13 protein-coding genes are annotated in these 13,243 nt (G+C 64.6%); 3 read left to right on the forward strand and 10 right to left on the reverse strand.

The window, feature by feature from the left end; all coding sequences use genetic code 11:
• Nucleotides 1-223 precede the first annotated feature (223 nt).
• From betB to ACFSUD_RS05735, 5 genes are all read right to left on the reverse strand, one after another.
• A complete protein-coding gene (gene betB / locus ACFSUD_RS05715) occupies nucleotides 224-1,681 on the reverse strand; it encodes a betaine-aldehyde dehydrogenase (RefSeq protein ID WP_386372312.1) in 1,458 nt (485 codons plus the stop codon).
• A gap of 50 nt (nucleotides 1,682-1,731) precedes the next feature.
• A complete protein-coding gene (gene betC / locus ACFSUD_RS05720) occupies nucleotides 1,732-3,240 on the reverse strand; it encodes a choline-sulfatase (protein WP_386372314.1) in 1,509 nt (502 codons plus the stop codon).
• A 2-nt stretch (nucleotides 3,241-3,242) separates the two neighbouring features.
• Nucleotides 3,243-3,812 carry a choline-binding transcriptional repressor BetI gene (betI, locus tag ACFSUD_RS05725; RefSeq protein WP_386372316.1) on the reverse strand — a complete coding sequence of 190 codons (570 nt, stop codon included), beginning with the start codon at nucleotides 3,810-3,812 and terminating at the stop codon, nucleotides 3,243-3,245.
• A gap of 87 nt (nucleotides 3,813-3,899) precedes the next feature.
• Nucleotides 3,900-4,802: a DMT family transporter gene (locus ACFSUD_RS05730; protein WP_386372318.1), complete on the reverse strand. Its 903-nt coding sequence runs from the start codon at nucleotides 4,800-4,802 to the stop codon at nucleotides 3,900-3,902.
• Nucleotides 4,803-4,880: 78 nt separating this feature from the next.
• Nucleotides 4,881-5,477, reverse strand: coding sequence for a LysE/ArgO family amino acid transporter (locus tag ACFSUD_RS05735; protein ID WP_386372593.1), 597 nt, complete (start codon nucleotides 5,475-5,477; stop codon nucleotides 4,881-4,883).
• A 312-nt stretch (nucleotides 5,478-5,789) separates the two neighbouring features.
• On the opposite strand from ACFSUD_RS05735, the gene ACFSUD_RS05740 reads away from it, so the two are divergent.
• Complete coding sequence (locus ACFSUD_RS05740; protein ID WP_386372320.1) at nucleotides 5,790-6,029, forward strand: hypothetical protein; 240 nt, start codon at nucleotides 5,790-5,792, stop codon at nucleotides 6,027-6,029.
• Nucleotides 6,030-6,123: 94 nt separating this feature from the next.
• Here the strand turns inward: ACFSUD_RS05740 and ACFSUD_RS05745 are convergent, their stop codons facing one another.
• The gene (locus tag ACFSUD_RS05745; RefSeq protein ID WP_386372322.1) at nucleotides 6,124-6,723 is read right to left on the reverse strand and encodes a hypothetical protein; all 600 of its coding nucleotides are present in this window, start codon (nucleotides 6,721-6,723) and stop codon (nucleotides 6,124-6,126) included.
• Between the two features lie 171 nt (nucleotides 6,724-6,894).
• Nucleotides 6,895-7,635, reverse strand: a complete 741-nt coding sequence (locus ACFSUD_RS05750; RefSeq protein WP_386372323.1) for a YebC/PmpR family DNA-binding transcriptional regulator — start codon at nucleotides 7,633-7,635, stop codon at nucleotides 6,895-6,897.
• 233 nt (nucleotides 7,636-7,868) lie between these two features.
• Here ACFSUD_RS05750 and ACFSUD_RS05755 point away from each other — a divergent pair, with 233 nt between their 5' ends.
• On the forward strand, nucleotides 7,869-9,641 hold the full coding sequence (locus tag ACFSUD_RS05755) for an SLC13 family permease (protein WP_386372325.1): 1,773 nt from the start codon (nucleotides 7,869-7,871) through the stop codon (nucleotides 9,639-9,641).
• Nucleotides 9,642-9,848: 207 nt separating this feature from the next.
• Here ACFSUD_RS05755 and ACFSUD_RS05760 read toward each other — a convergent pair whose 3' ends face one another.
• Complete coding sequence (locus tag ACFSUD_RS05760; RefSeq protein WP_386372327.1) at nucleotides 9,849-9,995, reverse strand: hypothetical protein; 147 nt, start codon at nucleotides 9,993-9,995, stop codon at nucleotides 9,849-9,851.
• 73 nt (nucleotides 9,996-10,068) lie between these two features.
• Here ACFSUD_RS05760 and ACFSUD_RS05765 point away from each other — a divergent pair, with 73 nt between their 5' ends.
• Complete coding sequence (locus tag ACFSUD_RS05765) at nucleotides 10,069-10,227, forward strand: hypothetical protein (RefSeq protein ID WP_386372329.1); 159 nt, start codon at nucleotides 10,069-10,071, stop codon at nucleotides 10,225-10,227.
• 187 nt (nucleotides 10,228-10,414) lie between these two features.
• On the opposite strand, the gene ACFSUD_RS05770 is transcribed toward ACFSUD_RS05765, so the two are convergent.
• Both ACFSUD_RS05770 and ACFSUD_RS05775 read right to left on the reverse strand, forming a co-directional pair.
• On the reverse strand, nucleotides 10,415-12,187 hold the full coding sequence (locus ACFSUD_RS05770) for an SLC13 family permease (protein ID WP_386372331.1): 1,773 nt from the start codon (nucleotides 12,185-12,187) through the stop codon (nucleotides 10,415-10,417).
• A gap of 139 nt (nucleotides 12,188-12,326) precedes the next feature.
• Nucleotides 12,327-13,139 carry a TIGR00282 family metallophosphoesterase gene (locus ACFSUD_RS05775; protein WP_386372333.1) on the reverse strand — a complete coding sequence of 271 codons (813 nt, stop codon included), beginning with the start codon at nucleotides 13,137-13,139 and terminating at the stop codon, nucleotides 12,327-12,329.
• Nucleotides 13,140-13,243: the final 104 nt, after the last annotated feature.

Here is a 13,243-nt window from a genome sequence, read left to right on the forward strand (position 1 = left end):
TCAAGGAGGCCGCAGGCCCCGCGCGACGCGCGGTCTGTCCTTGACGCAACAGGGAATCGCCTTTCAAAATCGTCGGGGTGTGTTGAGACGCAGAATGCGGCCCCAGGCAGTTCTGCGCAGATCACACACCCCTTTCAACCCACACCAGCGCACCTGCGCCGGGCTCACCTCACCGCGAGCGCCCATGAGAACAATGCGCGCCAGCGCGCCTTCGGATTCGCCCTCAAAACGGCGCCTCGACATCGTCCATGCGCACGAAGACCGACTTCAGCTGGCTGTAATGCTCAATCGCCGCCTTCGAATTCTCCCGCCCGACGCCGGAATTCTTCATGCCGCCGAACGGGGCTTCGACCGGGGCGTCATTGTAGGTGTTGATGTAACAGGTCCCGGCCTCGAACCGCGCAGCGACCCGGTGGGCGCGGGCGAGATCGCGGGTGAACACCCCGGCGGCAAGGCCGAACTCGGTGTCATTGGCACGCGCCATCACCTCATCCTCATCCTCGAAATCGAGCACCGCCATCACCGGGCCAAAAATCTCCTCCCGGGCGATGACCATGTCATCGGTGACATCGGCAAAGACCGTGGGCTGCATGTAAAAGCCCTCGCGCTCCAGCCGCGCACCGCCATAGGCAAGCCGCGCCCCCTCGCCCGCGCCCTTCTCGACATAGGACAGGGCGATCTCGAGCTGGCGCTGCGAGACCATCGGGCCAAAGCTGGTGGCTTCATCCAGCGGATCGCCGATCACCGCCTTGTCGAGCCGCGCGCAGAGCCGTTCAAGGAAGGCTTCCTTGATGTCGCGGTGCACGAAAACCCGCGTGCCGTTGGAACAGACCTGCCCGGAGCTGTAGAAATTGCCGAGAATGGCGCCGCTCACGGCATTGTCGATGTCGGCATCCTCAAAGACGATCAGCGGCGACTTGCCGCCCAGCTCCATCGTCACGTGCTTGATCCCCTCGGCGGCGGCGGCATAGACCTTGCGCCCGGTCGGTACCGAGCCGGTAAGCGAGACCTTGTCAACGCGCGGATCGGTAACGAGCGCATGGCCGACCTCGCCCATGCCCTGCACCACGTTGCACAGCCCCGCGGGCAGCCCGGCCTCGTGCAGGATCTCCGCCACCTTGAGGGCGCAGAGCGGCGTCGTCTCGGAGGGTTTGAAGATCATCGCATTGCCGCAGGCCAACGCCGGGGCGGCTTTCCAGCAGGCGATCTGGGTCGGATAGTTCCACGCCCCGATGCCGACGCAGAGGCCGAGCGGTTCACGCCTCGTATAGACCCAGTTTTCGCCAAGCTGGATATGCTCGCCGGTCAGGCTGGCGGCGAGTCCGCCGAAATATTCCATCGCATCGGCGCCGCTGGTGGCGTCGGCGACGGAGGTTTCTTGATAGGGTTTGCCGGTGTCGCGGGTCTCGAGTACCGACAGGTCATGGTTGCGCTCGCGCATCAGATCGGCGGCGCGGCGCAGGATGCGGCCGCGCTCGCTGCCGGTCATCGCGGCCCAGGCCGGCTGCGCACGCCGTGCGGCCGCGATCGCCTGTTCGATGATCGCCGGGGTCGCGGCGTGCAGCGTGGCGATCCGTTCGCCGGTGGCGGGGTAGATCACTTCGATCTCGGCCCCGGCGCTGTCCTCGACGTATTTTCCGTCGATGAAATGGCTGGCTCTGGGTTGGGTCTCATAGGTCATGCAATTGACTTTCTTGCCTCCGGCGGGAGTATTTTCAAAAGGGTGAAGGCTCATTCGCCGCGCGGGAAGCGCTTGGTCTCTTCGAGCGTGTTCAGGTCTATGTGGTTGCGCATATATTGCTCCGAGGCGAGGCGCAGGGGCTGGTAGTCCCAGGGGTAGTAGCCGCCCTCACGCAGCGCCTCGTAGACCACCCAGCGCCGCGCCTGGCTCTTGCGCACGTCGGCGTCATAGGCGTCAAGATCCCAGCGTGCGTCCGCCTGTCGGCGCAGGTCCTGCAGCACCTCTGCATGGGCCGGGTCCGCGGCAAGGTTGGCCAGCTCGTCGGGATCGCTCTCGAGGTCGAAGAGCTGTTCGGGGTCGAGCGCGCAGCGGATGTATTTCCACCTGCCCTGTCGCAGCGAGACCATCGGCGCATAGGAGGCTTCGGCGGCATATTCCATCGCCACCGGCTCGCGCCGCTCAACGCCCTGCCCCATCGGCACCAGCGACTGGCCGGTGGTCCACTCGGAGACCTCAACCATCGATACGCCGGCGAGGTCGCAAAGCGTCGGGCAGATGTCGATATTGCTGACTGGAGTGGTGTGCAAGCCCGGCTGCATCTGCGGGGCGGCGATCATCATCGGTACCCGCGAGGAGCCTTCGTAGAAGGACATCTTGAACCACAGGCCGCGTTCGCCGAGCATGTCACCATGGTCGGAGACGAAGACCACGATGGCTTCCTGCCGCGTGTCCTCAAGCGTTTGCAGCAGCGCGCCGATCTTGTCGTCGAGATAGGAGATATTGGCGAAATAGGCCCGGCGCGACCGGCCGATATCCTCGCGGGTGATGTCGAACTCGCGCCAATTGTTGGCATCGAAGATGCGCTGGGAATGCGGGTCCTGTTCCTCGTAGGGAATGGCGCCGACCCGCGGTTCCAGATGGGCGCAATCCTCGTAGAGATCCCAGTATTTCTTTCGTGCCACATAGGGGTCATGGGGATGGGTGAAGCTGACCGTCAGGCACCAGGGCCGTGCGTCGAGCCCGCGCGAGAGATCATAGAGCTTGCGGTTGGCCTGATAGGCGACGTCGTCGTCATATTCCATCTGGTTGGAAATCTCGGCCACCCCGGCGCCCGTCACCGAGCCCATGTTGTGATACCACCAGTCGATGCGCTCGCCGGGTTTGCGGTAATCCGGGGTCCAGCCGAAATCCGCCGGATAGATGTCGGTGGTCAGCCGTTCCTCGAAACCGTGCAGCTGATCGGGGCCGACGAAATGCATCTTGCCGCTGAGGCAGGTGTGATAGCCGGCGCGGCGCAGGTGGTGTGCATAGGTCGGGATCGAGGAGGCGAATTCGGCGGCATTGTCATAGACGCCTGTGGCCGAGGGCAGCTGGCCCGACATGAAGGCCGCCCGCCCAGGCGCGCAGAGCGGCGAGGCCGTATAGGCATTGCGAAACCGTGTCGAGCGGGCCGCGAGCTTCTTCAGGTTGGGGGCGTGCAGCCAGTCGGCCGGGCCGTCGGGGAACAGCGTGCCGTTGAGCTGGTCGACCATCAGGATCAGGATATTGGGCTGGCTCATGCTCACTCTTTCAAAAGCAGGTCGAGGGTGGAGAGCGCGCTTTGTAGGGCGGCGGTGGCGGTGCCGCTGCGCGACAGGGCGGCACGCAGGTAGAGTCCGTCGATCAGCGCCGCGAGCGTCTCGGCATCGGCCTCGGGCTGGGGTGTCAGGCCGCGCAGCGCATGGGTGAGATTGGACCGCAGGCGGCGCTGGTAGAGATGCAGCAGACGGCGGGTGTCCGGGCTGGTCGGGGAAGCCGCATAGAGTGTCATCCAGGCGTTGACGGTCTCGGGAGCGAAACAGGTCTGGTCGAAGCTGGCGATGATGATCGCCTCCGCACGGCCGCGCTTGCTGCGCGCCTGGGCGAGCTGGCCGCGAACCTGTTCACCGTATTCGGCCAGGATATGGCGCATCGCGGCGAGGAAGATCTGGTCCTTGCCGCCGAAGTAGTGATGCGCCAGCGCCGTTGACATCCCCGCCCGCCGGGCGATCTGCCCGACCGTGACGTCGAGCGAATGGGCCTCGCCGATCTCGGCGATCGTGGCCTTGACCAGCGCGGAGCGGCGGATGGGTTCCATTCCGACCTTGGGCATGGGGATTCGATCCTTGAGCGTGAGTGACCGCGTCAGGATGGCGTTTCTTTATTGACCCGTCAATCAATAAACTGGGGCGTGCGGATCTCAGACTTTGGCGGCGTGCACCGGCGGGGTGATCTGGCGTTTCAGCATCGCCTCGCGCCAAGTGATGAAACTCACCGAGGCGACGATCACCAACCCGCCCAGCACGACGAAGAAATCGACCGGTTCGGCGAAGACCACGGCGCCGAGGATCGTCGCCCAAAGGAGCTGCAGGAAGGTCACCGGCTGGGTCACCGTGACCGGCGCGGCGGCGAAGGCCAGGGTCATGGTGAAATGCCCGGCGGTGGCGAAGAAGGCGACACCGAAGAGAATCGCGAGCTCCGTCCAGGTCGGGGTGATCCAGACCGGCAGCGCGAAGGGCGCGAGGCCCAGCGTCACGAAAACCGACATCATGGTCACCACCACCGCCGGTTTGACCTCGTCCGCCAGCACCTTGGCCAGCAGGTAGGACCCGGCGAAGACCACCGCGGTAACGAGCATGGCCAGGTGGCCCGGCGTGATCTCCCGGAAACCGGGACGCAGGATGATCGCCGCTCCCAACAGCCCCATGCAGACCGCGACGATGCGCCTTGCCGCGAGCCTTTCGCCGAGGAACAGCGCGGCGCCGATGGTGATGTAGATCGGCGACAGGTAATTCATCGCCGTCAGCTCGGCGAGCGGGATGCGGGTCATGGCATAAAACCACAGGATCACCCCGAGCGCATGCAGCAGACCGCGCAGGGTGAAGAGCTTCCATTGCCGCCCGGTCAGGCGGGTGTGACGCATCGACCAAAGCGCCGGGGCCAGAAACACGAACCCTAGGGCGTAGCGCAGGAACGCCGCTTCGGAGGCCGGCAGACGCGGTCCCATGTATTTCACCAGGGCGGTGACCATGATAAAATTGAACCCCGTTACCAGCATCCAGAAGATGCCGGTGACCGGACGATTGGCGAGTGGCGTTTTCATTCCCGGACCATTTCCCAAGAGCCGGGAAAGGGCAAGGGACATCCGCCCGGCCCCGGCCTCCGGCGCGCGGGTCGGCGGCTACATCAGCAGCAGTTTCAGCGCGATCGCCCACATGGTCAGCGCGATCAGCGCGTCGAGGATCTGCCAGCTCACCGGCTTGGCGAAAAGCGGCCGCAGGAGCCGCGCGCCATAGCCCAGGGCGAAGAAGAAACAGAACGAGGCCAGTACCGCCCCGGTGCCGAAGGCCAGCCGGTCGGGATATTGCGCCGAGATCGAACCGATCAGTACCAGCGTGTCGAGATAGACATGCGGGTTGAGCCAGGTCAGCATCAGCAGCGTGGTGACCGCGCGGCGCAGGCTCGGTGTGCCCTGCCCGGTCACGTCGAGGGCCGCCCCCCCTTTCAGCGCCGCGCGGGCGTTCTGCAGCCCGTACCAGAGCAGGAAGGCCGCGCCGCCGAGCCGCATCACCGTCTCGACCATCGGCAACGCCTCTGCCAGCGCGCCGAACCCAGCCACCCCGGCGGCGATCAGCAGAGCATCGGAAAGCGCGCAGGTCAGGCAGACCCAGAACACATGTTCCTGCCGCACACCCTGGCGCAGCACGAAAGCATTCTGCGCCCCGATCGCGAGGATCAGGGTCAGGCTGAGAGCGAATCCGGGCAGGAAGGAGGACAGCAACGCGAATTTCCCGTGACGGTTCCCCGCGGGGAATGTGCCTTCGCTTATATAGGCTTTTCAACGCCTTGCAATCGTCTGAGGCTGGCTTGCCGCGGGCGAATCCGCAGCGCGGGATATGGCCGCCCTGCCCGGGCGGCGCCGGTCCCTTGCTACGGGAGCGCGAAGCCATACGCCCCGAAACGCGCATTGCCGCGTCAAAGCGCAATCAAACCGTAACAAAATCGACACAATGGCGTGAAGCAGGCACGCCGGGCTGGCGAAGACGAGCGGCTGCTCCTATGTGGGGTCCATAAATTCAAGGAAGATCCAATGTTCACACAGCCGCAAAAGCTGGAAGTCAGCCAGGATGAGCTCGCCGTCATCGAAGCGGCCCTTCACACACAATCGAAGATCCTGAAGGTGCAGGCCAGCGCCGGGGGAAAGGGTGCGTTGAACCGTCTCAACGACGTGAAGCGCACGCTGGCGCATATCGCCCAGCAGAAACCTCCCAGCGGGCGGCCGCGCCGTTTCTGGTCGGGTCTCTGGGGGATGCGCATCCTGTCGCGCTGAGGTTCTGGAACGTTGATGCTGCAAGGCCGCTCCTTTGGGGAGCGGCCTTTTTCTTGTTCAGGTCGCGGCATCGGGCGGCATGGCAGGGTGCCGCTCATTGGCTCTTGTGATGTGCGCAGGTCACATTCGGATTGAACGGAACGAGCATGCCGTTCGGGTTGTCGCGGAACACCCAGATATGCTGATCGTAATGCGGCATGAACCCGTGCGCTTCGTCGCCTTCGGTCGCCGGGTCATCGGCCATCGCTTCCCAGACCTTGCCGTTGATCTCGGGCATCGGCTTGCCACCTGTCTTCCACGCGGCCTCCCAGACCAGGTTCTCGATCCCGACCAGGACAAGCGTGCCATCCTCCTGCGGCTCATAGAGCAGGATGCTCGGTTGGGTGAAGTCGGTATGGGTGCCGGTGCCATCGACGCGTGGTTCTTCGGCGGTGATGCCCAACCGGGCAGGATGTATGTAATGGATACCCATGGCGCCGAGTTCGGGCGGCAGGCCCTCGTCCCCGGCGCTCACACATTGGTCCGACGGATCGCGGATATATCCATCGGCCAGAGCGATTGTGACGTCTTGATATTTTTCAATGGCGGCGCGTACCGCATCGATATCGACGTCTTCGGCGAAGACGCGACTCGAGCCGCAAAGAAACAGCGCCGCCAGCAATGAGCAGCGTGCAAAACCATCGATTTTCGACATTTTCTCCTCCCAGCACATAAATTTGGCTGACAGGGCGCAGCATACGCTCAAATCTGGGGGAAATCATCGGGAATGAAGAAGCCGGGAACGATTTCTCGTTCCTCCCCCGGCGCGCGGGAGAGGGATTGGCCGTCTCGGTATCGTGTCGGTAGCGTGTCTCTGCCCGGAGGTTCAGAGCTGGGACATCACCTCGTCGGAGGCGTCGAAATTCGTGGTGACACGCTGCACGTCGTCGTCATCCTCGAGCGCTTCGATCAGCTTCATCAGCTTTTCCATATTCTCGAGATCCATCTCGGTGGTGGTGGTCGGGCGCCACACCAGCTTGGTCGAGGTGGAGTCGCCGAGTTCGCTCTCCAGCGCCGTGGCGACCTCGTTGAGATCGGTGTCGGCACACCAGATCACATGGCCTTCCTCGGAGCTCTCGACATCTTCGGCGCCGGCCTCGATCGCGGCCATCATCACCGTGTCATTGTCGCCGACCTCGGCCGGATAGGCGATCTCGCCCTTGCGCTCGAACATGAAACCGACGCTGCCGGTCTCGCCGAGGTTGCCGCCATTCTTGGTGAAGGTCGAGCGCACCGTCGAGGCGGTGCGGTTGCGGTTGTCGGTCATCGCCTCGACGATCACCGCCACGCCGTTCGGGCCATAGCCCTCGTAGCGGATTTCCTCGTAATCCTCGCCCTCGCCGCCGATCGCCTTCTTGATGGCGCGGTCGATATTGTCCTTGGGCATGGATTGGCCCTTGGCCTCCTTCACCGCCAGACGCAGGCGCGGATTCTTGTCCGGGTCGGGGTCGCCCATCTTTGCCGCGATGGTGATTTCCTTGGAGAGCTTGGAAAACACCTTGGCGCGCAGCTTGTCCTGCCGCCCCTTGCGATGCTGGATGTTTGCCCATTTGGAGTGTCCGGCCATCAATACCTCGTTGAAGTGTGTGAAAAAGGTCGCGCATTCTATAAGCCAGCCGCGACGCCCGGACAAGCCTTGGTGTTTTTCCCCGGCTTGGGCCAGCCTTGAGGGCGCGGCGGTCCCGCGCCGGGCGCGGCGGCGCGGCGGCGCCATTCGGGGGTGGAAAAGCGTCTGCGCTGAACCAGTTACAGTCCAAGGCCTTCGGGCAGGTAAGACAGGACAAGGCAGGCCCGACCCTCATGAACACAGAACAGATCATCCTCTTCAGCCTCTTCATCGCGGTCTTCGGCCTGCTGCTCTGGGGGCGGTTCCGCTATGACCTCGTGGCCTTCGCGGCGCTGATGGCCGGGGTGGTGCTCGGGGTGGTGCCGAGCGAGAACGCCTTTGACGGTTTCGGCCATCCCGCGACGCTGATCGTAGCGTTGGTACTGGTGGTTTCGGCCGGGCTGGTGCGCTCGGGGGCGGTGCTGCTGATCACCCGCACGCTCGTCGATGCCTCGCGCTCGCTCGGCGCGCATATCACCCTGATGGGAGCGATCGGCGGGGTGCTTTCGGCCTTCATGAACAATGTCGCGGCGCTGGCGCTGCTGATGCCGGTGGATATCCAGACCGCGCGCAAGGCCGGGCGGCAGCCGGGGCTGAGCCTGATGCCGCTGAGCTTCGCCACCATCCTCGGCGGCATGGCGACGCTGATCGGCACGCCGCCCAACATCATCATCGCCGCGATCCGTCAGGAATCGCTGGGCGAGCCCTTCCGCATGTTCGACTTCGCCCCCGTCGGCGGGATTGCGGCGCTGGCCGGGCTGATCTTCGTGGCGCTCATCGGATGGCGGCTGATCCCGTCGCGTGAGGATGCGACCCTGCAGGTAGAGGACATCTCGCATTATATCGCCGAGCTGAGCGTGCCGGAGGACAGCAAGCAGATCGGCAAGCGGCTGGCCGAGCTGCAGGAGGCTGCAGACAAGGCGGACGTGGCAATCCTCGGGCTGATCCGGGACGGCGAGCGGCGTTATGGCCAGGCGCGCAACGTGCCGCTGAAGGCGGGCGATGCGCTGGTGCTGGAGGCGACGCCGGATGCGCTCGACGAATTCCGCACGACGCTCGATCTGCATCTGTCGGATCCCGAGCGCGAGGAGCGGCTCAAGGCCGATGGCGAGGGGGTCGAGATCATCGAGGTGGTGGTGCCGGAGGATTCACGGCTCAACGGGCGCAGCGTTCAGGCAGTGGGGCTCGACTGGCGCCAGCGCACCGTGCTGCTGGGGATTTTGCGGCGCGGACGGCGGATCACCTCGCATCTGCGCAAGACCGAATTGCAGGTCGGGGATATCCTGCTCCTGCTGGTGCCGCGCGACACGGCCCAGCATGTCACCGAATGGCTCGGCGTGCTGCCGCTGGCCGACCGCGGTCTGGCGGTGACCGAGAATTCCAAGGTCTGGCTGGCCATCGGCCTGTTCGGCGCGGCGGTGGCGGCGGCGAGTTTCGGGCTGATCTATCTGCCCATCGCGCTGGGAATGGTGGTGGTGGCCTATGTGCTGGCCAAGATCGTGCCGCTGAGCGAGCTCTACACCCATATCGAATGGCCGGTGGTGGTGCTGCTCGGCTCGATGATCCCGCTCGGCGCGGCGCTGGAGAGTTCCGGCGGCACCGAGCTGATCGCCGGGGCGCTGGTCGGCCTGACCGGCGATCTGCCTGCCTGGGTGGTGCTGACGGTGCTAATGGTGGTGACCATGTCGCTGTCGGATGTGCTGAACAACACCGCGACCACGATCGTCGCGGCCCCGGTCGGGATCCAGATGGCGCAGGCGCTGGAGGTCTCGCCCGACCCCTTCCTGATGGCGGTGGCGGTGGCGGCGTCTTCGGCGTTTTTGACGCCGATCGGACACAAGAACAACACGCTGATCCTCGGCCCCGGCGGCTATAATTTCGGCGATTACTGGCGCATGGGGCTGCCGCTGGAGATCATTGTCATCGCGGTGTCGATCCCGGCGATCCTGGTGTTCTGGCCTCTGTGACATCCGGAGGGACCGGACCGGGGGCCAGCCCCCGGACCCCCGAGGTATTTCTGCCCCAAAGAAGCGGGAAAGGGGCGCGCTTGGTGAGAGGCGCGCCCTTGGCATCGATCAGAGTTCCGGCCGGAGGTCTGCGTCCTCGGGCTCGGCGGGTATGTCCTTTTCCTCGGCGGGGAGGGTCATCAGGGCCAGCACGTCGTCGGCCTCGACCTAAATGTCGGTGACGCTTGCGCCGCTGTTTTCCGCCGAAGAGAAGATCAGCCCGGCGAGCTTGCTGTCATCGCTCAGGTTAAAGAGGGTGCCGTCGATATCCGCCGGGCTGTCGCCGGTATAGGTGGGCTGCAGGCTGAAGAACAACTGGCCGCCGGGGGTCTCGGTGACCCGGACCTCGGCTTCGCCCGGCTCGCCAATGGTGAAGATCTGTGCGGTCTTGCTGTTATCCTCCGGCGGGGTGACGGGGATATCATCGCTGATCGGCGACGAAGCCTGGCCGATTGCGCCGCAGGACATGGTCGAGGTGGTGATCGACGGCTTCGATCCGGGATGCGGGATCGAGCTGGCGGAATATCTCGATGACCTGTCGGTCTAGCTGACCTTTCACGCGGTGCAGTGGCTCAGGCTGATTGCCAGGGAAGCGAAGAAACGCGGCTGGTTGAGCAAGGAGCGGATCCAGCGGTTTGACGATGCCGGGGTGCATCCGGATTTTGCCGCGCAGATCTGCCGGGTCGGGGGGTATTTCTCGGCGCAGTCGAAGCTGCGGCGGGCCTGAGCCCAGCTCAGAAGAACATCGGGATCGCGAGGCTGCAGAGCAGCGACATCGACAGGTTGAGCGGTACGCCGATGCGCATGAAATCGGTGAACTTGTAGCCCCCCGGCCCGTAGACCAGCGTGTTGGTCTGATAGCCGATCGGGGTGGCGAAGGCGCAGGAGGCGGCGATCATCACCGCTACCACCAGCGGGCGCGGATCGAGGCCGAGGGCCGAGGCCAGCGAGATGGCGATGGGGGTCATGATCACCGCGACGGCGTTGTTGGAGACGATCTCGGTCAATGTGGTGGTCAGCAGGAACACCGCGAAGACCACGAAGAAGGGCGGCAGGGTCGACAGGGTCGGGGCGATATTGTCGACAATGAGGTTGATGGCGCCGGAATTCTGCAGCGCCGCGCCGACCGCCAGCATCGCGAAGATCAGCGCCAGCAGGCGGCCATCGACGAAGGAGAATGCCTCGTCCGCGTCGATGCAGCCGGTGACCAGCACCAGCGCCACCGCGACTATTGCCAGCAGCAGGATCGGCGCGACGTTGAGGGCGGCCAGCACCACGATGCCGGCGAGCGCGGCGATGGCGATGGGGGCATGGCCGCGGCGGAATGCCTTGGAGGAGGGATGCGAGACATCGACCATGTCCATGTCCGATGCGAGCCGCTGGATATCGGCGGCGGCGCCTTCGAGCAGCAGCGTGTCGCCGACCTTGACGATCAAGTCGTCGAGCTGGCGGCCGATGTTCTGGTTCCGCCGGTGCACCGCGAGCGGATAGACCCCGTAGCGGCGGCGCAGGCGCATGGAGCCGAGCGAACGGCCGACCATGCGGCAGCCCGGGGTGATCAGCACTTCGACGGTGGAGGTTTCCACGGCGGAGAGCTGATCGACGCGGCGCAGTTCCTTGTTGGCCTGCAGGCTCAAGAGCTCGGTCATCTGGGTGCGCAGCACCACCCGGTCACCGACCTGGAGCTGCACGTCCGACAGGTTGCGACGCAGCGAATCGTCGCCGCGGATCACGTCGATGAGCCGTACGCCCTCACGTTTGAAGAGCTGCACATCGGTCACGTCGCGGCCGATGAGGTTGCTTTCGGGAGGGATCACCGCCTCGGTGAAGAATTTCATCTTCGATCTGTCGGAGAGCATGTTGGCCATGCTGTCACGTTCCGGCAGCAGCCGGTTGGCGAAGAACGCCATGTAGATCAGCCCCCAGGTGCAGACCACGAGGCCGATCGGCAGGATCTCGAAAATGCCGAAGGGTTGGAGACCCTGGGTGCGCGCGACGCCATCGACCAGCAGGTTGGTCGAGGTGCCGATCAGCGTCAGCGAACCGCCCATGATCGCGGCATAGCTGAGCGGGATCAGCAGCTTGGAGGCCTTGGTGCCGAGCGTCTGGGTGAGTTGCACCACCACCGGGATCATCACCACCACCACCGGCGTGTTGTTCATGATCGCCGAAGCCGCCATCACCGAGATGATCACCCCGATCACCGCCGTACGCGGCTTCGTGCGGGCATAGCGTTCGGCGGTGCGGGTCAGCACGTCGAGCGCCCCTGTGCGCACCAGCGCGCCCATGATGATGAACATCGCCGCGATGGTCCAGGGCGCCGGATTGGAGAGCACCTCGAGCGCGTCGTCATAGGGCAGCACCCCGATGCCGAGCAGCAGCGCCGCCCCGGCGATGGCCACCACTTCGGTCGGGAAGGATTCGCGCAGGAAGGCGACGAACATGAGACCCACCACGGCAAGCGTCAGAACGGCAGTTTCCATTGCCGAGAAGCTGAACCATTCCATACGAGAAAAACCTGCCCTTCGGGGGTAAAAATCAAACCGCAGTTTCGCTGATCGCCTCATGGCCCGCAAGCGCTGCTTTGCCAGCGCTCATGGCCGTTTCGGCAGATCCGCAACAGTGCCACTGCGGCGCTGCAGATGCTCAGGGCGCGCTTTGCTGAAGCTGCCCGCCCTGGCGGATCGGCACGATTCTCGTGGCACGCCCGGTTCGGTCGTCGGTTTCGACATAGACGCCCGCGAGCGTCGCCTCCTCGTTGGCCGGGGTAAAGCGTTCCTTGGGCATGCCGGTGATGAAGCGGCGCAGCGGTTCGGTCTTTTCCATGCCGATCACCGAATGATAATCCCCGCACATCCCGGCATCGGAGAGATAGCCGGTGCCGCCGGGCAGGATCATCGCGTCGCTCGTCGGCACATGGGTATGGGTGCCGACCACGAGGCTGGCGCGGCCGTCGCAATAATGGCCCATCGCCATCTTCTCCGATGTCGCCTCGCAATGGATATCGACGATCACCGCCGCAGCCAGCCCGCCGAGCGGGTGGGTCTTCAGCACCGGGTCGAGCGCCGAGAACGGGTCATCGAAAGGCCGTTTCATGAACACCTGGCCCAGGGCCTGGGCGACCAGCACCTTGCGGCCATTCTGCGCGGTGAACAGCCGCGCGCCCTTGCCCGGTGCCGTTTTCGAGAAGTTCAGCGGCCGGATGATACGCGGTTCCTGCTCGATGAAACTCAGCATGTCCTTCTGATCGAAGGCGTGATCGCCGAGCGTCAGGCAGTCGGCCCCCGCTTCCAGCAGGGTCCTGGCGTGGGAGCCGGAAAGGCCCATACCGCCGGTGGCGTTTTCGCCGTTCACCACGATGAAATCGAGTTTCCATTCCTTGCGCAGTCGCGGAAGGTTTTCGCTGATGGCCCGGCGTCCCGCGCGGCCCATGACATCGCCCAGAAAGAGTATTTTCATAGGCCGGATGGGTAGGCCCGCGGCGGCGTTGCGGCAAGCGATAATTGCGCTTTGGGGCGATCTGCGCACCGAACTGCTGCAAATTCGCGTCTCGCGACAACGAA

The organism is Sulfitobacter aestuarii, assembly GCF_042685005.1.
Lineage (GTDB): Bacteria > Pseudomonadota > Alphaproteobacteria > Rhodobacterales > Rhodobacteraceae > Sulfitobacter > Sulfitobacter aestuarii.